Origin of the sequence: Bacillus sp. TH22 (assembly GCF_016651015.1) — a bacterium.
GTDB lineage: Bacteria > Bacillota > Bacilli > Bacillales > Bacillaceae_G > Bacillus_A > Bacillus_A mycoides.
On sequence record NZ_JAEKER010000001.1, the window covers coordinates 4,014,419 to 4,033,642 of the forward strand.

21 protein-coding genes are annotated in these 19,224 nt (G+C 36.2%); 15 read left to right on the forward strand and 6 right to left on the reverse strand.

All coding sequences use genetic code 11. From position 1 onward, the window contains the following. Nucleotide 1 precedes the first annotated feature (1 nt). The 3 genes from etfA (at nt 2) to uvrC (ending at nt 3,597) form a co-directional block, all read left to right on the forward strand. Nucleotides 2–979, forward strand: coding sequence for an electron transfer flavoprotein subunit alpha (gene etfA / locus JFU18_RS20465; protein ID WP_002015402.1), 978 nt, complete (start codon nt 2–4; stop codon nt 977–979). Between the two features lie 211 nt (nt 980–1,190). Next, nucleotides 1,191–1,505, forward strand: coding sequence for a thioredoxin (trxA, locus tag JFU18_RS20470; protein WP_000974757.1), 315 nt, complete (start codon nt 1,191–1,193; stop codon nt 1,503–1,505). A gap of 307 nt (nt 1,506–1,812) precedes the next feature. Continuing rightward, nucleotides 1,813–3,597, forward strand: a complete 1,785-nt coding sequence (gene uvrC / locus JFU18_RS20475; protein WP_002088863.1) for an excinuclease ABC subunit C — start codon at nt 1,813–1,815, stop codon at nt 3,595–3,597. Nucleotides 3,598–3,712: 115 nt separating this feature from the next. On the opposite strand, the gene JFU18_RS20480 is transcribed toward uvrC, so the two are convergent. Further along, the gene (locus tag JFU18_RS20480; protein ID WP_002015405.1) at nt 3,713–4,162 is read right to left on the reverse strand and encodes a YslB family protein; all 450 of its coding nucleotides are present in this window, start codon (nt 4,160–4,162) and stop codon (nt 3,713–3,715) included. A gap of 309 nt (nt 4,163–4,471) precedes the next feature. Here JFU18_RS20480 and sdhC point away from each other — a divergent pair, with 309 nt between their 5' ends. The 4 genes from sdhC (at nt 4,472) to JFU18_RS20500 (ending at nt 8,340) form a co-directional block, all read left to right on the forward strand. Continuing rightward, the gene (gene sdhC, locus JFU18_RS20485) at nt 4,472–5,098 is read left to right on the forward strand and encodes a succinate dehydrogenase cytochrome B558 (RefSeq protein WP_002015407.1); all 627 of its coding nucleotides are present in this window, start codon (nt 4,472–4,474) and stop codon (nt 5,096–5,098) included. A gap of 13 nt (nt 5,099–5,111) precedes the next feature. Next, the gene (sdhA, locus tag JFU18_RS20490; protein WP_002034228.1) at nt 5,112–6,905 is read left to right on the forward strand and encodes a succinate dehydrogenase flavoprotein subunit; all 1,794 of its coding nucleotides are present in this window, start codon (nt 5,112–5,114) and stop codon (nt 6,903–6,905) included. After that, nucleotides 6,898–7,659: a succinate dehydrogenase iron-sulfur subunit gene (sdhB, locus tag JFU18_RS20495; RefSeq protein ID WP_002088861.1), complete on the forward strand. Its 762-nt coding sequence runs from the start codon at nt 6,898–6,900 to the stop codon at nt 7,657–7,659. Before sdhA ends, sdhB begins: the two co-directional genes overlap by 8 nt. 237 nt (nt 7,660–7,896) lie before the next feature. Continuing rightward, the gene (locus JFU18_RS20500) at nt 7,897–8,340 is read left to right on the forward strand and encodes an acyl-CoA thioesterase (protein WP_002088859.1); all 444 of its coding nucleotides are present in this window, start codon (nt 7,897–7,899) and stop codon (nt 8,338–8,340) included. Between the two features lie 36 nt (nt 8,341–8,376). Here the strand turns inward: JFU18_RS20500 and JFU18_RS20505 are convergent, their stop codons facing one another. After that, entirely contained in the window at nt 8,377–9,156 is a 780-nt protein-coding gene (locus tag JFU18_RS20505) for a M15 family metallopeptidase (RefSeq protein WP_201031854.1), read from the reverse strand. A 264-nt stretch (nt 9,157–9,420) separates the two neighbouring features. On the opposite strand from JFU18_RS20505, the gene motA reads away from it, so the two are divergent. Together motA and motB are read left to right on the forward strand one after the other, a co-directional pair. Further along, nucleotides 9,421–10,215: a flagellar motor stator protein MotA gene (motA, locus tag JFU18_RS20510; RefSeq protein ID WP_002088856.1), complete on the forward strand. Its 795-nt coding sequence runs from the start codon at nt 9,421–9,423 to the stop codon at nt 10,213–10,215. Then, entirely contained in the window at nt 10,205–10,993 is a 789-nt protein-coding gene (gene motB / locus JFU18_RS20515; RefSeq protein WP_085312453.1) for a flagellar motor protein MotB, read from the forward strand. Before motA ends, motB begins: the two co-directional genes overlap by 11 nt. 28 nt (nt 10,994–11,021) lie before the next feature. On the opposite strand, the gene JFU18_RS20520 is transcribed toward motB, so the two are convergent. Then, complete coding sequence (locus JFU18_RS20520) at nt 11,022–11,849, reverse strand: 5'-nucleotidase, lipoprotein e(P4) family (protein ID WP_085312452.1); 828 nt, start codon at nt 11,847–11,849, stop codon at nt 11,022–11,024. Nucleotides 11,850–12,203: 354 nt separating this feature from the next. Between JFU18_RS20520 and JFU18_RS20525 the strand changes: the two genes are divergently transcribed. The 5 genes from JFU18_RS20525 to JFU18_RS20545 all read left to right on the forward strand — a co-directional run bounded on the left by JFU18_RS20525 (nt 12,204) and on the right by JFU18_RS20545 (nt 16,300). Then, complete coding sequence (locus JFU18_RS20525) at nt 12,204–13,088, forward strand: ABC transporter ATP-binding protein (RefSeq protein WP_016120853.1); 885 nt, start codon at nt 12,204–12,206, stop codon at nt 13,086–13,088. Between the two features lie 2 nt (nt 13,089–13,090). Beyond that, nucleotides 13,091–14,317 carry an ABC transporter permease gene (locus tag JFU18_RS20530; protein WP_002167617.1) on the forward strand — a complete coding sequence of 409 codons (1,227 nt, stop codon included), beginning with the start codon at nt 13,091–13,093 and terminating at the stop codon, nt 14,315–14,317. Between the two features lie 270 nt (nt 14,318–14,587). Beyond that, the gene (locus tag JFU18_RS20535) at nt 14,588–15,019 is read left to right on the forward strand and encodes an Rrf2 family transcriptional regulator (RefSeq protein ID WP_002088848.1); all 432 of its coding nucleotides are present in this window, start codon (nt 14,588–14,590) and stop codon (nt 15,017–15,019) included. A 94-nt stretch (nt 15,020–15,113) separates the two neighbouring features. Beyond that, complete coding sequence (locus JFU18_RS20540; RefSeq protein WP_201031948.1) at nt 15,114–15,410, forward strand: transposase; 297 nt, start codon at nt 15,114–15,116, stop codon at nt 15,408–15,410. Nucleotides 15,411–15,418: 8 nt separating this feature from the next. Further along, a complete protein-coding gene (locus JFU18_RS20545) occupies nt 15,419–16,300 on the forward strand; it encodes an IS3 family transposase (protein WP_201031949.1) in 882 nt (293 codons plus the stop codon). A gap of 84 nt (nt 16,301–16,384) precedes the next feature. Here JFU18_RS20545 and JFU18_RS20550 read toward each other — a convergent pair whose 3' ends face one another. Both JFU18_RS20550 and JFU18_RS20555 read right to left on the reverse strand, forming a co-directional pair. Next, on the reverse strand, nt 16,385–17,050 hold the full coding sequence (locus tag JFU18_RS20550; protein ID WP_002067333.1) for an aquaporin: 666 nt from the start codon (nt 17,048–17,050) through the stop codon (nt 16,385–16,387). A 142-nt stretch (nt 17,051–17,192) separates the two neighbouring features. After that, nucleotides 17,193–18,158 carry a DMT family transporter gene (locus JFU18_RS20555; RefSeq protein ID WP_002129291.1) on the reverse strand — a complete coding sequence of 322 codons (966 nt, stop codon included), beginning with the start codon at nt 18,156–18,158 and terminating at the stop codon, nt 17,193–17,195. A 101-nt stretch (nt 18,159–18,259) separates the two neighbouring features. Here JFU18_RS20555 and JFU18_RS20560 point away from each other — a divergent pair, with 101 nt between their 5' ends. Next, the gene (locus tag JFU18_RS20560; RefSeq protein WP_002034214.1) at nt 18,260–18,832 is read left to right on the forward strand and encodes a helix-turn-helix domain-containing protein; all 573 of its coding nucleotides are present in this window, start codon (nt 18,260–18,262) and stop codon (nt 18,830–18,832) included. 70 nt (nt 18,833–18,902) lie between these two features. On the opposite strand, the gene JFU18_RS20565 is transcribed toward JFU18_RS20560, so the two are convergent. Continuing rightward, the gene (locus JFU18_RS20565; protein WP_002129290.1) at nt 18,903–19,088 is read right to left on the reverse strand and encodes a PspC domain-containing protein; all 186 of its coding nucleotides are present in this window, start codon (nt 19,086–19,088) and stop codon (nt 18,903–18,905) included. Nucleotides 19,089–19,224 lie beyond the last annotated feature (136 nt).

The following is a 19,224-nucleotide window of genomic DNA, read 5'->3' on the forward strand; positions in this document are numbered from 1 at the left end:
TATGGCTCGTAAAGTATTAGTAATGGGTGAAGTTCGTGATGGATCGCTACGTAACGTTTCGTTTGAAGCGGTAGCAGCAGCAAAAACAATTGCAGAAGGCGGTGAAGTGGTAGGTCTTCTAGTTGGAGACAGCGTTGCCTCTTTTGCAAATGAATTGATTCATTACGGTGCAGATCGCGTTGTGACAGTTGAAAATGATAAATTAAAATCATATACATCTGATGGATATGCACAAGCGTTTTTAGCTGTATATGCTGAAGAAAAGCCAGAAGGCATTGTATTTGGACATACGGCACTTGGTAAAGATTTATCACCAAAATTAGCAGCGAAATTAGAAGCTGGTTTAATTTCTGACGTAACGGCTTTAGAAGTTGAAGGTGGAAATGTTATCTTCACTCGTCCGATTTACTCTGGTAAAGCATTTGAGAAGAAGATTGTAACAGATGGTATATTATTTGCGACAGTGCGTCCAAATAATATTGCAACTCTTGAAAAAGACGAGTCTCGCACAGCTGACGTGTCTTCTATTACAGTTGATGTGAAAGATTTACGTACAATCATTCAAGATGTTGTCCGTAAAACTGCAGAAGGTGTTGATCTTTCTGAAGCGAAAGTTATTATAGCTGGTGGACGTGGTGTGAAGAGTGAAGAAGGATTTAAACCGTTAAAAGAATTAGCTGACGTACTAGGCGGCGCTGTTGGAGCATCTCGTGGTGCTTGTGATGCAGAGTACTGTGATTATTCATTACAAATTGGTCAAACAGGTAAAGTTGTTACACCAGACCTATACATTGCATGCGGGATTTCTGGTGCAATTCAGCATTTAGCTGGTATGTCTAATTCAAAAATAATCGTTGCGATTAATAAAGATCCAGAAGCTAGTATCTTCAAAGTAGCTGACTATGGTATTGTCGGTGATCTGTTTGAAGTATTACCTCTTTTAACAGAAGAGTTTAAAAAGTTAAAAGTACATTCATGATTTGAGTACCCTTGAGTTCCAAGTGAAGTACCCCTATATATAGAAAAAGGTGAGAGATCCCCTGTCTCTCATCTTTTTAGTATTTCATCCATATTTTTATATAGTATAAAGGAACATTTTTTTGTTACAATACATAACGATACATAATATTCGCCACGTATAAAAGTTAATGATATACTCTTGGTAGAATATACTTGAAGGAGGAAATAAAATGGCAATTATAAATGCAAATGACCAAAGCTTCGCAGCTGAAACTAGCGAAGGTGTTGTACTATTAGATTTCTGGGCGCCTTGGTGCGGACCTTGTAAAATGATCGCTCCTGTATTAGAGGAAATCGATTCAGAGTTAGGCGAGAAAGTAAAAGTAGTAAAAGTGGACGTTGATGAAAACCAAGAAACTGCTCGTCAATTCGAAGTAATGAGCATTCCAGCTCTTTTCGTATTAAAAGACGGTAAAGTGGTTGATCAAGCGTTAGGATATAAACCGAAAGAAGCGTTAGTAGAATTAGTTTCTAAACACTTCTAAAATAAAGAAGCTACCATTTGGTAGCTTTTTTTATTTTCTTTTTTACAACCTTTCCGTTACAATAAAAGAACGTATGTTGGGTGTTTTGGCATAGTATGTTTTTATCCCGCATTAACGGGCAGTAAAACTCCCACCTCAAAATTCAGGTGGAGCAAAGAAGTTAGGTGGGAGATCAACTGCCCGTAAACGCCCGATTGGTGAAGGCTAATAATCAGCGGGGGATGAACAAAACCCCCACTGATTAAAGTTTCACTTTATGTGAAAATAAAAATGATAAGCATAAGCATGTAGAAATGGAGGGAGACGAGTGCACGAGCATTTAAAAGAGAAGTTAGCAATTTTGCCCGATCAACCTGGTTGTTATTTAATGAAGGATAAGCAGGGAACGGTTATATATGTCGGAAAAGCAAAGGTACTCAAAAATCGTGTGCGCTCGTACTTTACTGGTTCGCATGATGGGAAAACACTTCGGCTTGTTGGAGAAATTGTTGATTTTGAATATATTGTGACTTCCTCAAATTTGGAGGCTCTTATTTTAGAGTTAAATTTAATAAAAAAATATGATCCAAAATATAATATTCAATTAAAAGATGATAAAACATATCCTTTCATTAAAATTACAGCTGAAAAACAGCCGCGCTTACTCATTACGCGCAATGTAAAAAAGGATAAAGGAAAGTACTTTGGGCCTTATCCAAATGCGCAATCGGCACATGAAACAAAGAAATTATTAGATCGTATGTATCCACTTCGTAAATGTTCAAATATGCCAGATAAAGTTTGCTTGTATTATCATATGGGTCAATGTTTAGCACCTTGTGTGAAAGAAGTAACGGATGAGCAAAACAAAGAAATTGTTGATGAAATTATTAAATTCTTAAACGGTGGGCATAAAGAAATTCGTTCAGAATTAGAAACGAAGATGTATGAGGCTTCAGAAAAGCTAGAATTTGAACGGGCGAAAGAGTTGCGAGATCAAATTGCTCATATTGATGCAATTATGGAAAAGCAAAAGATGATTATGAGTGATTTAGTGGATCGTGATGTGTTTGGATATGCAGTTGATAAAGGGTGGATGTGTGTTCAAGTTTTCTTCGTTCGAAAAGGAAAGCTAATTGAACGTGATGTTTCTATGTTCCCGATTTATGATGAACCAGAAGAGGGATTTTTAACTTTTATCGGTCAATTTTATGAAAACAGTAGTCATTTCAAGCCGAAGGAAATTGTTGTTCCAGGAAGTATAGATTCAGAATTAGTAGAGCGCTTTTTAGAAGTTGAAGCGACACAGCCGAAGCGTGGAAAGAAAAAAGATCTTGTAGAATTAGCAAATAAAAATGCAAAAATTGCACTAGAAGAGAAATTTCACTTAATTGAACGTGATGAAGAACGGACGATTAAAGCTGTTGATAATCTAGGGAAGCAACTAGGGATTGAAACACCATATCGTATTGAAGCGTTTGATAATTCAAATATTCAAGGAACAAATCCTGTTTCAGCAATGATTGCTTTTATCGATGGGAAACCAGCGAAGAAAGAATATCGGAAATATAAAATTAAAACGGTTCAAGGTCCTGATGATTACGAATCTATGAGGGAAGTTGTAAGACGCCGTTATACGAGGGCGCTTAAAGAGAATTTACCTTTACCAGATTTAATCATTATTGATGGTGGAAAAGGCCATCTGGCCGCTACAAGTGATGTTCTGGAGAACGAACTCGGTTTATATATTCCGATGGCAGGGCTTGTAAAAGATGACAAACATAAAACCTCCCATTTAATTATTGGAGATCCACCTGAACCTGTGATGCTTGAGAGGAATAGCCAAGAATTTTATTTATTGCAACGCATTCAAGATGAAGTGCATAGATTTGCAATTACATTCCATCGCCAGTTGCACGGGAAATCGGTCATTCAATCAGCATTGGATGATATTCCAGGAATCGGCGATAAACGAAAAAAGGTATTGTTAAAACATTTTGGCTCGTTAAAAAAGATGAAAGAAGCTTCCATAGCTGAATTTGTCGAAGCAGGTATGCCGAAAAATGTTGCAGAGATGATATATACTTATTTAACAGATAAGAAGACGTTGTAGTTTACAACGTCTTCTGTTTTTTGGTATAATTTCTGAAGATTTAAAATAAACTCATCTGAATGAATATACAAAAAAGTCAACTAAACTTATATGTCTAGTTGACTGTAAGTAGATGCTACACTTCAATGAGATCTTTTATATCCCATTTAACAAGAAATGTAATAGAGTCTGAACGCTTTTTCTGTTCCTCATAGGACTCTGCAACGACGTTTCTTTGTCTTTGAATTTGCTCGGCGATAAATCCAGCTTCTAATTGATAAGATGAATGTCTTTTTTGTTTTTGACGCTCAGTAATAAGTGTACCTTTAAGTTGAAACTGCATTTCACGACGTTTATGTTCAATGATACTTAAAGTGCCCCAACCAGCTTTTTCAAAAAACTGAATGACTTCTTCAATTGTTTCTAGCGGATATTTTCTCGCAAGGTTTCTACCAGCCCAGTATAAAATACCATCTAAATCGTTACCAATTAAATCAGGTAGTAATTCTTCACGTAGCAATTCATAAGCGAAGGCGTTCAATGAAACATCTTCTAAAGATGTTATATCGATTGTATTTTTGCTCACAATATTCCCCTCTTTCTATAGGGATTATTATATAACATTTTTCATTTATAAAAATAGATTTTTCTTTGGGGAAATCTGAATATATAAGAAAAAAAAAGAATTGGCAAATTATATGCAAATTATGTGCAAATTATGTATACGTTTTCTTGACGCTTCGACAAAAATAGGGGTAAAATGAACTTGTTATCAAATTATGCTGAAATATTTCGAATAATTTTTTCAGTTTTTCTTATGCCAATAGTGAAAAAACATTATTGTTGTAAATTAATCTGAAAACAGCAGTCAAACATTCAAGGGGGTAATGGGGACATGAAAGGCCGCGAGTATACGTTTCGTAAGTGGCACTCATTAATGGGGGTCATTCCGGTTGGTGTCTTTTTGACGCAACATTTAATTGTAAACAACTTTGCAACAAGGGGAGCAGAGGCTTTTAACAAAGCTGCAGGCTTTATGGAGCTCCTTCCATTCCGGTATGCGCTAGAAATTTTCATCATCTTTTTACCTATACTGTACCATGCTATATATGGCTTATATATTGCATTTACAGCTAAGAACAATGCGGTATCTTACGGCTATTTCCGTAACTGGATGTTCGTCTTCCAACGAATTTCAGGTATCGTTACGCTGATCTTCATTTCTTGGCACGTCTGGGAAACTCGTATTCAAGCATTGTTAGGTAAAGAGGTAAACTATGATATGATGGCAGATATTTTAAACAACCCATTTATGTTTGGTTTCTATTTAGTTGGTGTTGTTTCAACAATTTTCCACTTTGCAAATGGACTATGGACATTCTGTATAAGCTGGGGAATTACAGTATCTCCACGTTCACAAAGAATCTCTACTTATGTAACATTAGCTATTTTCTTAGGTCTATCTTATGTAGGTGTGAGTGCATTATTAGCGTTCATCGATCCACAGCTAGCAAACCAGTAAGGAGTGGGAGAGCATGAAAGGGAAACTTATAGTAGTCGGCGGTGGCTTGGCCGGCTTAATGGCAACGATTAAAGCGGCAGAAGCAGGAGTAAATGTTGAACTATTTTCTTTAGTACCAGTAAAACGTTCACATTCTGTATGTGCCCAAGGTGGAATTAACGGTGCCGTAAATACAAAAGGTGAAGGGGATTCTCCATGGATCCACTTTGACGATACAATTTATGGTGGGGACTTCTTAGCGAACCAACCACCAGTTAAAGCGATGTGTGATGCAGCACCTGGTATTATTCATTTAATGGATCGCATGGGTGTTATGTTCAACCGTACGGAAGAAGGACTTCTGGATTTCCGTCGTTTCGGTGGAACACAACATCACCGTACAGCATTTGCTGGCGCAACAACTGGTCAACAATTACTATATGCATTAGATGAGCAAGTACGTCGTCATGAAGTAGCAGGACTTGTAACGAAATATGAAGGTTGGGATTTCTTACGAGCTGTTGTAGATGATGAAGGTGTGTGCCGAGGAATCGTCGCGCAAGACTTACAAACTATGGAGATAAAAAGTTTCCAAGCTGATGCCGTGATTATGGCAACAGGGGGCCCTGGTATCATCTTTGGAAAATCAACAAACTCTATTATTAATACAGGTACAGCAGCGTCTGCTGTATATCAACAAGGTGCATATTATGCGAACGGTGAGTTCATTCAAATTCATCCAACGGCAATTCCTGGAGACGATAAGTTACGTCTTATGAGTGAATCTGCACGTGGTGAAGGTGGACGTGTTTGGACGTATAAAGATGGTAAGCCATGGTACTTCTTAGAAGAAAAATATCCAGCTTACGGAAACCTTGTACCTCGTGATATTGCAACGCGTGAAATCTTTGATGTTTGCGTAGAGCAAAAACTAGGTATTAACGGTGAAAACATGGTGTACTTAGATCTTTCTCATAAAGATCCGAAAGAACTAGATATTAAACTTGGTGGAATTATTGAAATCTATGAGAAATTTACAGGTGATGATCCTCGTAAACTACCAATGAAAATCTTCCCAGCAGTTCACTATTCAATGGGCGGATTATGGGTTGATTATAAGCAAATGACAAGTATTCCAGGTTTATTTGCAGCAGGTGAGTGTGATTATTCTATGCACGGTGGTAACCGCCTTGGTGCGAACTCATTATTATCAGCAATTTACGGTGGTATGGTAGCAGGACCGAACGCAATTGAGTATATGAAAGGTCTTTCTAAATCATCTGATGCTGTTTCATCTACTGTATATGAGCAAAATGAATTAATCGAAACAGAGAAATTTAACAATATTTTAATGCTTGATGGTAACGAAAATGCATATGTTCTTCATAAAGAGCTTGGAGAATGGATGACAGATAACGTTACAGTAGTTCGTGAAAATAAAAAGTTACTAGAAACTGATGCGAAAATTGAAGAGTTAATGGCGCGTTACAAACGCATTAACATTAACGATACAGCTAGATGGAGTAACCAGGGTGCTTCATTTACACGCCAACTTGCAAATATGTTCGAGTTAGCACGTGTTATTACAATTGGCGCATATAACCGTAATGAAAGCCGCGGAGCGCATTACAAACCAGAATTCCCAAATCGTGATGATGCAAACTTCTTAAAAACTACGATGGCGAAATTTGAGGGAGAAGGAAAGGCACCAGCATTCCATTACGAAGAAGTGGATGTTTCATTAATTAAACCACGTAAACGTGATTATTCCTCAAAACACGATGTAGCTGCTAAGGGTGAAGAGAAGGGGGATAAGCAACATGTCTGAGAAAACAATCCGCCTCATCATTACGAGACAAGATGGACCAGATGCACAAGAGTTTGACCAAGAGTTTGAAATTCCATATCGTCCTAATATGAATATTATTTCGGCGCTTATGGAAATTCGCCGTAATCCTGTCGATTCAAAAGGAAACCAGACGACTCCGATTGCATGGGATATGAACTGTTTAGAAGAAGTATGTGGTGCTTGTTCGATGGTGATTAACGGAAAACCACGTCAATCATGTACAGCTCTTATTGACCAGTTAGAGCAACCAATTCGCTTAAAGCCGATGAAGACATTCCCGATTGTACGTGATTTACAAGTTGACCGTAGCCGTATGTTTAACGCGTTAAAACGGGTTAAAGCTTGGATTCCAATCGACGGTACGTACGACCTAGGGCCAGGTCCAAGAATGCCAGAGAAAAAGCGTCAATGGGCATATGAACTTTCGAAATGTATGACATGTGGTGTTTGCTTAGAGTCATGTCCGAACGTAAACAGTAAGTCTGACTTTATTGGACCAGCACCGCTTTCACAAGCGCGTTTATTTAACTCGCATCCAACTGGTGAAATGCATAAAGCAGATCGCTTACGTGCAATTATGGGTGATGGAGGACTTGCAAACTGTGGTAACTCTCAAAACTGTGTGCAATCATGTCCGAAAGGTATTCCATTAACAACTTCAATTGCAGCATTAAACCGTGATACAACAATTCAATCGTTCAAAGATTTCTTTGGTAGCGATAATAACTATTAATAAATATTGCCTCTTCATGTTGAAGAGGCAATATTTATAACTTTATATTTCTGTTTATCCCGCATTAACGGGCAGTAAAACTCCCACCTCAAAATTCAGGTGGAGCAAAGAAGCTAGGTGGGAGATCAACTGCCCGTAAACGCCCGATTGGTGGAGGCTAATAATCAGTGGGGGATGAACAAAACCCCCACTGATTAAAGTTTCACTTTATTTTAAGGGCGAAAAGGAGAGGGAACGATGAAGAGAATTTCTTATATTGAAGACTTTGAGCAATGGGAAAGTGGTTTTTCATTTTATAATCCTGTCAAAGTTCGTTTTGGTGAAGTAGATATGTTTGGACATGTAAATAATGTCGTTGCTTTTACATATTTTGAAGAAGCGCGTATCGCATTGTTTAAAGAACTCGGATTTATGCAAGAATGGACACATGAATCATCAGAAACGATGATAGTCGTCGCAGATCTACAATGCAATTTTATTAAACAAATTTATTTTGATGAGCAGTTGAAAGTATATGTAAAGGCGGGAGCGGTTGGGAATTCCTCTTTAGATTTACACTATATGGTCAAAAATGCAGAAGGAGAAGTTTGCTTAGTTGGACGCGGTATGATGGTCCAAGCATCGAAAAAAACTGGAAGAGGCGAACCGTGGCCTGAGGAATGGAAGGAATTGCTATTATAATAGAATAAAAGAAAAATAAGAGAGCGATTGGCTCTCTTATTTTTTGTCCTCCATCGCCTCTTCTAATGTTAGATGGTGCTTATATATGTATGTGGCATATGGATTGCCGACGTAGCGTAAGTGCCACGGTTCATATGCATACTCTGTTGTTTTTGTTTTATCCTCTAAATAACGAATGACAAATCCGAACTCATGGGCATGTTCTGCAACCCATTTTCCTTCTGCTGTCTCTCCGAAGATTGGTTCTAATTGGAATTTAGCAGATTTTGAGCTAATATCCATTGCTAGACCGGTTTGATGCTCACTTGTTCCAGGAATTGCACTTACCGAATCAGCCTCAGCTTTTCCTTGGCGTTTAATATATGTAGTATGTAATGACTGTTGGCGTTTGTAAGAACGGTAACCTGAAACTGCTGTAAGTTCTAAACCTTCTTCTTTCGCTGCTTGGAACATTTTTTCAAGAGCGTCTGCAGCATCTTTGCGAAGTAATGTTTTCTCTTTATCTTTTGGACTAGTAAATGGTACGTTCGGTTTCGTCAAATCTTCTGGAATGTACCCATCTGGTAATTTACGATGTTTATTGACTAATACAAGAGCAGAATCTGGATTTGTTACAACGGAAAAATTATCATCTAGTTTCTTTGCATTATGATCAGCTTTTTGAAAAGCAGGAATCTCTTCTTTTTGGTGGTTATTATGTTTTTGATTTTCGACAGCTTTCGCTTCGTTTTGTAGTGGTGATTTAGAACCAAAGTAAACGAAAGATGTGATGCCGATTACAATAGTAGCGGCAGAAATAATTATTATTTTTTTCATGATGCCCTGTAATCACAGTCCTTTCTTAATAAAGTATGTATCGTTTTTATTATAAGTCTAGTTTGTTGAAAAAGAAATATAAGAGTCGTAACGTAATAGAAATGCAAAGAAAATGTCAGAAAATGTGTGAAAATGTAGTATTTTTTCATATAATTCATTTCTTATCTTTCATGAAGTGCATTTTTTATGTAATATATGTATATAAGAAGATGTAGCGATTATTGAGAATAAAAGACCTCTTGTATAGACTAGGAGTGATTGGGAATGGATTTTGCAACAATTATTGGAATCATTTTAGGAGTATTAGCGGTAGTCGTAGGGATGGTCGTCAAGGGCGCTGACATAACAGCCTTACTAAATCCTGCCGCAGCACTAATTATTTTCGTCGGTACATTTGCTGCAGTGTGTATTGCATTTCCGATGAATCAACTAAAAAAAGTTCCAAAATTATTTAAAGTTCTTTTTGGTTCAAATAAAAAAGATTTAAGTTATGAACAATTGCTAGAATTATTTGTTCATTGGACATCTGAGAGTAGAAAATACGGTATTTTGTCTTTAGAGCAACAATTAGATGAAATTGAAGATGAATTTCTTTTGCGTGGTATGAAATTTGTTATTGATGGTGTATCTGCAGAGGATTTAGAACAAATTTTAGAAGCCGAATTAGAAGCGATTGAAGAGAGACATGCAAAAGGGGCTGCTATTTTTTCGCAAGCTGGTACATATGCACCTACACTAGGGGTTTTAGGTGCTGTTATTGGTCTTGTAGCTGCACTTGGAAATTTAACTGATATTGAAAAGCTAGGGCATGCTATTTCAGGTGCGTTTATTGCAACGATTTTCGGTATTTTTTCAGGTTACGTATTATGGCATCCATTTGCAAACAAATTGAAGCAAAAGTCTGCTGCTGAATTAGAGAAGAAACGTTTAATTATTGATTGTTTATTAATGTTACAAGAAGGTACATATCCGTTTATTATGAAAAACCGCATTTTAGGTGCGCTTTCTGCAACTGAGCGTAAGAAGCTAGAAAAAGGAGCGGAAAAAAATGCGGAGTAAGAAAAATAGAAGAGGCAAAAAGAAAAAACATGAAGAGCATATTGATGAAACTTGGTTAATTCCGTATTCTGATATGTTAACGTTGTTATTTGCATTGTTCATCGTATTATTCGCAATGAGTAGTATAGATGCTGCGAAGTTTAAACAGATGGCAGTTGCTTTTCGAAGTGAGTTAGCCGGTGGAACAGGAAATAAAGAATTTTTAAGCGATCAAAAACCAAATGAGGAAAAAGAATTATCAGCAAATAGCCTTGAGGCAGAACAAGCAAAAAAACAAGCGGAAGATAGAGCTAAAGAAAAAAAAGAAATGGATGAGTTGAAAGCATTACAAAAAAAGATTGATCAATATATTAATGAGACACAACTATCCTCTTCTTTTCAAACTAAGTTAACTGAAAAAGGATTAATGTTAACGATATTAGAAAATGTACTATTTGATTCAGGGAAAGCAGATGTGAAGTTGGAATCGTTAGGGATTGCAAAAGAGATGTCTAACCTACTTGTTTCAGCATCACCTCGTGAAATTACCGTATCGGGCCATACAGACAATGTTCCTATTTCAAACGCACAGTTTGCATCGAATTGGGAATTAAGTACGCAGCGTGCAGTTAATTTTATGCAGGTGTTACTTCAAAATAAAGAATTGCAACCAGAAAAATTTAGTGCAGTTGGTTATGGAGAATACCGTTCAATTGCACCAAATGATACGCCAGAAGGAAAAGCGAAAAATAGACGTGTTGAAGTGTTTATCTTGCCTTTAACAAGAAATATGCAATAAAAGAGGATGGCGCAAGCCATCCTCTTTGTTATTTTGCATCAAATGATTTTAAGTTTTCATGACGAATTTTGTCTTTTTCTGCATCTGATTTTTTGAAATTATAATCGTATAAAGCACCTTCCCAGTCACCGTACATTGGGTTAGGGAAAATGATGAATTTTTCACCAAATTGTGCTTTTGATTCTGCCACTGTTTCATTGCGATCTTTTACAGATTTCCCATCAAAACCAGTGAAATCAGATAAGTTGTCACCGAAGAATAGGACGATGTCATGTGTTTGAGAAACAAGTTCACGACGTTTTTCTTTCCCTTTTTCTTTCGGATCTTGTAATAAGATATGCTCTTTTGTTGCTTGTGGAGCACCAACGCGCTCAAGGTTTTTAATAGTTGCATCTAGTTGATTCGTTTTGCGATTTGAGATGTAGTAAATATCTACACCTTTAGACTCTGTATATTTTAAGAAATCAATCGCGCCTGGAAGAGCGTCAGCTTCAGCTTTATTAATCCAATCGTCCCATTTATAAGGATAGCCTTTTCCTGTTTTTACGCTCATTGCTTGATGGGGACTGTTATCTAAAACAGTTTCATCTAAATCAAGTACGATAGCAGGTTTTTTGCCTGTCCCTTTTGCAAGAGCTGCATCAAGCTTCAATTGACCAAGATTATATCCTTGGTAGTATAGTGCTTTCGTTTCACCAGCTGTTTGATACCATAAATCAGCCATCAATTGCTGGTCTGTTAATTGTACTTTTTCTTCTTTCGCCACTGTTTTCTCAGCTATTCCTGAACATGCTACAAGCGATGTGGAAAGAACGGCTACAGATAATAAAGTGGTAATACCCCTCTTCATCTTCATATGTATCCTCCTTGATGTTAGTAAATCATTTAATATTATATATTAAAATATAATGCTTTTTATATTTTTTTTTTATGAACATTTGCATATTGTCTTTTGTATATGTAGTAGTTTGTCCTATATTAGAAAGATGGGTTAAATAATAATAATTATTTTGACAAGTTTTATTGTCGTAATGACAATTATAATTGACAAAAACGGGATTTTTATTTACAATTTTAACTAAATGAAACAAATGATGGGTTAGGTGTAGTGATACATATAAGAGAATGAAATATAGTACTATATTTCATTCTGAACAATCATAGGCTTTAACAGAGGGTACGAATGATACTAAAGGGGAGGCTTTATACATTGAGTTTACAAATTCAAAACTTAACAAAAATATTCGGAGAATCTAAAGCAGTTAATGGTTTGCAAATCTCTTTACCGAAAGGTGAAGTGTTAGGGTTACTTGGCCGAAATGGTGCAGGGAAAACAACGACAATTAAAATGTTACTAGGTTTATTAACGCCAAATGAAGGTTCTATTACGTGGGATGGAAAATCATTTGGTGATAGCGGGGTAACAATTGGATATTTACCAGAAGAAAGAGGCTTATATACAAAAAGTAGAGTAATAGATCAGTTGCGATATTTTGGCAGATTAGAAGGAATGACGAAAAAAGAAGTGGATCTTGCAATTGATTACTGGTTAGAGCGCTTAGCAATCCCAGAATATAAATTCAAAACAGCAGGAGAACTTTCGAAAGGGAACCAGCAAAAAATTCAATTGATTGCTGCTCTTCTTCATGATCCAGAACTTCTTATTTTGGATGAACCATTTAGCGGACTTGATCCAGTTAATGCTGGAATGTTGGCTAGTATTATTGGAGAACAAGTACAGAGCGGAAAGACAATTATTTTATCTAGTCACCGTATGGAGCAAGTAGAGGCTTTTTGCCAACATGTATGTATTTTGAAAAAAGGTGAAGCGGTCGTAGAAGGACAATTAAGTGATATTAAGAAAGAATACGGTTTTCGTAATTTAACAATCGAAGATACAAAAGAGAATGAAAAAGGATTAGAAGCTATACATGTTTCATATGAAAAACAACAAGGCCTTCTTTATGTGAAAGTACAAGATGATGCAGAAGCTCTAAAGATTTTGCAACAATTGCAAGAACAAGGTGTTGGTTTACGACAATTTAAAATGTTAGAGCCGACGTTAAACGAAATCTTTGTAGAGAGGGCGAAATAAAGATGCGTAAATTTTCTCATGTATTTTCATTTTATTTTAAAGAAGCATTTTTATCTAAAAAATCATTAATTACGAGTGCGATTTTATTTTTGGTTGTGTTTGGGATTTTTGCATTTAATCATTTTACTTCAGGCGATGATAAAAATAAGGATAAAGATAAAATTGCAGTTGTAGTAGAGAGTTCCACATACAAAGTACAAAAAGAAGAGCTAAATAAGCTATTGCCATCAGCAAAAATAACGGTCGGTTCAAAAGATGATTTTGATAAACTGCATAAGCAAGTAGAAGAGGGAGATTTAGATGGTCTATTCCATGTGACGGAAAAGGATGGGACTCCAGCAGTTACATATATGTATAATGGATTTCCAAGCCAAGCGACTTCTGCGATTATGGCGGGTTATTTAAAACAACAATATACGAAGGTGACGATTGCAAAAAATAATGTTTCACCAGAAATTGCGCAGCAATTACAAGCAGAAATTCAAGTGAAGCAAGAAGCGATAAAAGATCGTACATCTTCTTTCGGAATTGCATATTTCTTTACATTTGCTTTGTATATGTTTATTGTAGCTTTCGGAAATACAATCGCAATGAATATTGCATCTGAAAAGGCGTCACGTGTAATGGAAGTAATGCTTCCGAAAGTAAAGCCTCTTACGATGATGTATGCGAAAATTTTGGCGGTTGTTTCAACGGCGTTATTACAACTTGTAATATTGGCGTGTGGTTATCTTATTCCTTATTTGTTAGGTTGGGTCGATTTAGAAAGTGCTTCATTACTTGGTGTTCCAATTGACTTTACAAAATTAGATGCAAAGGTTATAAGTATGTTTCTTGTTTATTTCATTACGGGGTATTTACTTTATGCGATGATGTACGCTGCGGCTGGAGCTGTTGTGTCTAAGACAGAGGATTTACAAGCTGTATCTTTCCCGATAATGATTTTGATCATGGCTGCATTCTTCATTAGTATTAAATCATTAAGTGATCCAAATAGTACTATTGTTGTTGTAAGTTCGTATGTTCCGTTTTTCACACCGATGGTTACCTTCTCGCGGATTGTAGCCGGTGAAGCAGGTATGCTAGAGATTACGATAACATTAGTAGTTTTATTGGCGACAATTGGTATATTAAATGCTGTTACAAGTCGTATCTATGTAAATGGTGTAATGAATTACTCTGATAAAGTGAAGTTTAAAGATTTAGCGAAATTTATAAAGCGTCAATAATAGAGGGAAAGCATGATTTTCTAATGGAATCATGCTTTTTCTTTACCCCGCATTAACGGGCAGTAAAACTCCCATCTCAAAATTCAGCTGGAGCAAAGAAGTTAGATGGGAGATCAACTGCCCGTAAACGCCCGATTGGTTCAACTAATAATCAGTGGGGGATGAACAAAACCCCCACTGATTAAAGTTTCACTTTATGTATAAATTAAAAATAGTATATAATAATAAGAGTTGTCTTTTAATAGAATGAATAAAAAGGAGGGTGTGCAGATGGGAATTAGTAGTCGTTTTACAGTAGGTGTTCATATGTTAACGTTACTTGCAATAGATCGAAACTCTCGCTGTACCTCTGAATGGATTGCTGGTAGTGTGAATACAAATCCAGTTGTGATTCGTCGCATTACAGGAATGTTGAAGAGAGCAGGACTTGTTGATGTACAAGCTGGTAAAGGTGGTACGACACTTGCTCGTGATTTAGATGAAATTACATTACTTGATGTATATAAAGCTGTGGAAGTTGTAGAAGAAGGACATCTATTTTCTTTCCATGAAAATCCCAACATTGAATGTCCAGTAGGAGCTAATATTCAATCGGTATTAGAGATTATTTTAATACAATCGCAAGAAGCGATGGAAAACGTACTTGCAAATGTAACGGTGCAGCAATTAGTTACAAATTTAAAGTCGAAAATTAAAGAATAAAAAAAAGCGAGCTTCCTCATGATGATATGATCCCCTTATAGTAGACAGGAAAAAGAAAGCACATTAACCTGTTTACTATGGAGGGGATTTTTTCATGGGAAAAATTAGAGTCACTTACGATGTAGAATTTAAGAAACAAGCTATAGATTTATACTTAATAGAAGGCATGAGCTATAAAACCATTGCGAAAGAATTAGGTATTCATCACTCGGTTGTAAGTCGTTGGGTGAAACACTTTGAAGCTGAAGGAATCAAAGGACTAGAAGAAAAACGCGGTAAAGCGAAAGGACCAGGTTTAGGTAGACCAAGGGTTAGACCCGAAGATCCTGAAGCTAAGATCAGACGATTAGAAGCGGAAAATGAAATGTTAAAAAAGCTCTTAGGGATGTAAAAGGAGGAATGAAAGTCGTATCCAAAATAAAAAAATTCGAAGTCATCCATGAAATGACAAAAACAGGTTATACAGTGACCATTCTATGCGATATTGCTGGTGTAACCAGAAGTGGGTACTACAAATGGATAAAACGGCATACGACGCCTTCAAAAAAACAATCAGAGGATATCGAAATTAAGAAAAAGATATTGAAGTGTCATAAAAAATTAAGAGGAATTTATGGATATAGAAGAATACAAGTGTGGCTGAAAGCCACATATAACCTTCATTTGAATCATAAACGCATCCAAAGATTGATGAGTGAACTAGGTATCAAAGCCGTAATTAGGAAAAAACGACCTTATTACGGAAAAAAAGAAGCTTATGTGATTTCAGAGAACCATCTAAATAGGGAGTTTCAAGCTTCAAAACCGAATGAGAAATGGGTAACCGATATTACCTATTTGATTTTCAATGGACAGCGCTTGTACTTATCCGCTATTAAGGATTTATACAATAATGAAATTGTTGCCTATGAAACCAGTCGTAGAAACGACTTAAAACTTGTGTTAGATACACTTAAAAAGGCAAAGAAAAAACGAAATGTGAAGGGAATCCTCTTACATAGTGATCAAGGGTCCCAGTATACATCTCGTCAATATAATCAATTACTTAAAAAATATCAGATGAAGGCAAGTATGTCTCGAAGAGGCAACTGTTGGGATAATGCTTGTATGGAAAACTTCTTCAGTCACTTTAAGGCAGAGTGTTTTCATTTACACTCCTTCCATAAAGCGAATGAGGTCAAACTTGCCGTGCGTAAATATATGTACTTTTATAATCATCAAAGATTTCAAAAGAAATTAAATAACCTGAGTCCATATAAATATAGAACTCAGGTTGCTTAGTTGCGCTTTTTTAATACTGTCTACTTGACAGGGGTCACTGCATGATGAGGGCTCGCTTTTTTTTATTCGGAAATATTGAAAGTTCTATTTTTCCGTATTTAAAATAAACTTTCCTACAACAGCTGCTACGATACCACCAAAAATTGGGGCAACGATGAACACCCATAGTTGAGAAATTGCTTCTCCGCCAGCGAATAGAGCTGGTGCGATACTACGAGCTGGGTTAACAGATGTTCCAGTTAACGGAATACCTAATAAGTGAATTAATACTAATGTGAAACCAATTACTAGTCCAGCTAAAGAAGAACTTCCCTTTTTACCTGTTACAGCAACGATAACTAAAACAAATACGAAAGTTAAAATGAATTCAACTAAAAATGCTCCAGATAAACCAAGAGTTCCAAAACTATTTTGTCCTAAATTATCTAAAGGTAATTTAGCAGATCGTAAAATTGTTACTAACGTTGCAGTTCCTAATAAACCACCTAAAATTTGAGCTAATAAATAATAGCTAAGTTCCATAGCGTTCATTCTTTTGTTGATGAACATAGCGATTGATACTGCTGGGTTAATATGACATCCAGAAATTGTTCCAATGCTATATGCCATAGCCACGATAGATAATCCGAAAGCCATAGCGATACCTAATGTTCCAATTCCTTCAATTCCGCCACCAATGACAGCTACTCCAGTTCCGAATAATACAAGTACAAATGTACCAATAAATTCAGCAATTGCTTTTTTTAACATAATTTACCTCCTATTAATGCGCATGAAAGGTATTATAACATAGGTTTTAGTATAAACAGCTAATGAAATACTATTCTGATAAGGCGAAATAGGGAGATAATAAAAATAGATATGGTTCTATGAAGAAGAACCATATCTATTTTTATGCTGATTTTTTTTGTTTAATGACTGGAACAGAACGGTTTAAAACACTATTTACGATCATTCCTAGCATGATAATAATCATCCCAATCAGTGACAGCCCGCTAGGGAATGAACCATTTAAGAAAATAATCTCACCAAGCACAGTGAAGACCATCGTTCCAGCTTGTGTTGCTTCAACAGCTCCAAGTAAAGCAAGATTGTCTTTTGCTAAGTCAGTAGCAAAGAAAAATGTCATCGTCGCAATAACTCCGGAACATAATGCTAACAAAAATCCTTGCATCATTTGACTTGATGATGGAATACCGGTAGTGGAAAATCCGTATATACCAAGTAGGATTGTAATAGGGAGACTTCCGATTGCCATTCCTAATACACGTTGGAATGTATCAAGACGCCCGCCAACAAGTTCCATCATTTTTCGGTTACCGAACGGATATAAGAAAGCTGCTAATACGACAGGTAAAAATCCCGAGATGAACTGAGTCATTGTAATATGACCCGCTGCAGTCGCTTGCATACAAATTACACCAAGTAAAATAAATAATGCTACATATAAACTGCGAAGTGGAATTTTTCCACGTACAAGTTTTGTACCTGATTTCGTTTCTATTTTAACGAAAAATAATGGTGATAGTAGTAAACCTGCTAATATCGTAACTTGCCAAGTTCCAGCAACGAGCCAAGCTGGAGAAAAAACAGCTGCGAAACTTAATAAAGAATAGAAGCCGATGCCAGCGACCGAGCCCCACCCGATCCATACAAATGGATGTTTTTTTAATTCTGCCCATAAAGCTCCTAAGTTTTTGCGAAATAAAACGATAAGGAATAAAATAGGGAGAGCAAATAGAAAACGGAAGGAAGCAGTCCAAGCCCAGCTTGTTCCAGATACATTCATTGCTCTGTTAATAATAAAGGTTGCAGAAAAAAAGGCCGATGATAAAAGACCTAGTAATATTGCGCGCATGAAGTATGGCACTCCTTTCGGAATTGAGTATTTATGTATATTATAATATACTTAAAGTTAATAAAAGTAAACTTTTTTATATTTTAAGGTGGTTTTTATATATGAAAGAAAATGAAGATATGCAAACGAAAGAAGTAATTCAGCAAGTAGGTCAGCTATTAAGACAAATTCGAAATGAACAAAAATTAAGTTTAGAAGAATTAGCCCAAAAAACAGGGGTTAGTAAATTAACATTAGGGAAAATTGAGAGAGGCGAAACGAATCCAACGTTAGCTGTCATTTGGAAAATAACGAAAGGGTTATCGATTCCTTTATCGAGATTAATGGTTGTTGGAGAACCTGTAGCTGTTGCGCGCTGCGGAGAAGGATTTGCAGTAGATGTAGGACAAGCATGGCATTTAGAAACGATGTTCCGTTACACGAAAGAAACAGGGATGGAAATGCACCGTGCTTGTTTAAGAGCGAATAGTATATATGAACCGGAAGCTCATCATGAAGGAGCAATTGAGCTGGTAACAGTAATGAAAGGGAAAGTTTCTATTCAAGTTGAGAACGACGTATATGTGCTAAATGAGTTTGACTCCATTCAGTTTGAAGCTAATAAGAAACATAGTTATAAAAATGAAGAGGATGAAGTAGCGGTATTACATTTAACGATGAAATATTCTTCATGAAAAAATCCCCTATAGAAAAATCTATAGGGGATTTTTTATACGCTATGCTCAAATATATGAAAGAAAGTTATTAGTAAGAGCGTGGCATAAGTAATAAACAAATAAAATAAACTAAAAACCCCGTCCCAAAACATAAAATAGCAATGACCCAAAGTATGCGAATGAGAGTAGAGCTAATATCAAAATATTCTCCTAAACCACCGCATATACCAAATAACATTTTATCAGTTTCGGATTTATATAACCTCTTCGACATATTATGATCCTCTCCTTTTTATATCACCGCTGTTATGTATGAGTGATACAGTGTACTTTTATTCTATATGGAAATTTATCCCGCTATTTGTGGGTAGTAAAACTCCCACCTCAAAATTTGGCTGAAGCAAAGAAGT

Excerpts from the sequence above, each read along its gene's own strand:
- JFU18_RS20500 (WP_002088859.1), top strand. The coding sequence starts at position 7,897 with ATGAAGAGAATTTCTTATATTGAAGACTTTGAGCAATGGGAAAGTGGT.
- JFU18_RS20535 (WP_002088848.1), top strand. The coding sequence starts at position 14,588 with ATGGGAATTAGTAGTCGTTTTACAGTAGGTGTTCATATGTTAACGTTA.
- JFU18_RS20505 (WP_201031854.1), bottom strand. The coding sequence starts at position 9,156 with ATGAAAAAAATAATAATTATTTCTGCCGCTACTATTGTAATCGGCATC.
- motA (WP_002088856.1), top strand. The coding sequence starts at position 9,421 with ATGGATTTTGCAACAATTATTGGAATCATTTTAGGAGTATTAGCGGTA.
- JFU18_RS20555 (WP_002129291.1), bottom strand. The coding sequence starts at position 18,158 with ATGCGCGCAATATTACTAGGTCTTTTATCATCGGCCTTTTTTTCTGCA.
- sdhB (WP_002088861.1), top strand. The coding sequence starts at position 6,898 with ATGTCTGAGAAAACAATCCGCCTCATCATTACGAGACAAGATGGACCA.
- sdhA (WP_002034228.1), top strand. The coding sequence starts at position 5,112 with ATGAAAGGGAAACTTATAGTAGTCGGCGGTGGCTTGGCCGGCTTAATG.
- JFU18_RS20520 (WP_085312452.1), bottom strand. The coding sequence starts at position 11,849 with ATGAAGATGAAGAGGGGTATTACCACTTTATTATCTGTAGCCGTTCTT.
- trxA (WP_000974757.1), top strand. The coding sequence starts at position 1,191 with ATGGCAATTATAAATGCAAATGACCAAAGCTTCGCAGCTGAAACTAGC.
- JFU18_RS20530 (WP_002167617.1), top strand. The coding sequence starts at position 13,091 with ATGCGTAAATTTTCTCATGTATTTTCATTTTATTTTAAAGAAGCATTT.
- JFU18_RS20545 (WP_201031949.1), top strand. The coding sequence starts at position 15,419 with ATGAAAGTCGTATCCAAAATAAAAAAATTCGAAGTCATCCATGAAATG.
- sdhC (WP_002015407.1), top strand. The coding sequence starts at position 4,472 with ATGAAAGGCCGCGAGTATACGTTTCGTAAGTGGCACTCATTAATGGGG.
- etfA (WP_002015402.1), top strand. The coding sequence starts at position 2 with ATGGCTCGTAAAGTATTAGTAATGGGTGAAGTTCGTGATGGATCGCTA.
- JFU18_RS20550 (WP_002067333.1), bottom strand. The coding sequence starts at position 17,050 with ATGTTAAAAAAAGCAATTGCTGAATTTATTGGTACATTTGTACTTGTA.
- motB (WP_085312453.1), top strand. The coding sequence starts at position 10,205 with ATGCGGAGTAAGAAAAATAGAAGAGGCAAAAAGAAAAAACATGAAGAG.
- JFU18_RS20540 (WP_201031948.1), top strand. The coding sequence starts at position 15,114 with ATGGGAAAAATTAGAGTCACTTACGATGTAGAATTTAAGAAACAAGCT.
- JFU18_RS20560 (WP_002034214.1), top strand. The coding sequence starts at position 18,260 with ATGAAAGAAAATGAAGATATGCAAACGAAAGAAGTAATTCAGCAAGTA.
- JFU18_RS20565 (WP_002129290.1), bottom strand. The coding sequence starts at position 19,088 with ATGTCGAAGAGGTTATATAAATCCGAAACTGATAAAATGTTATTTGGT.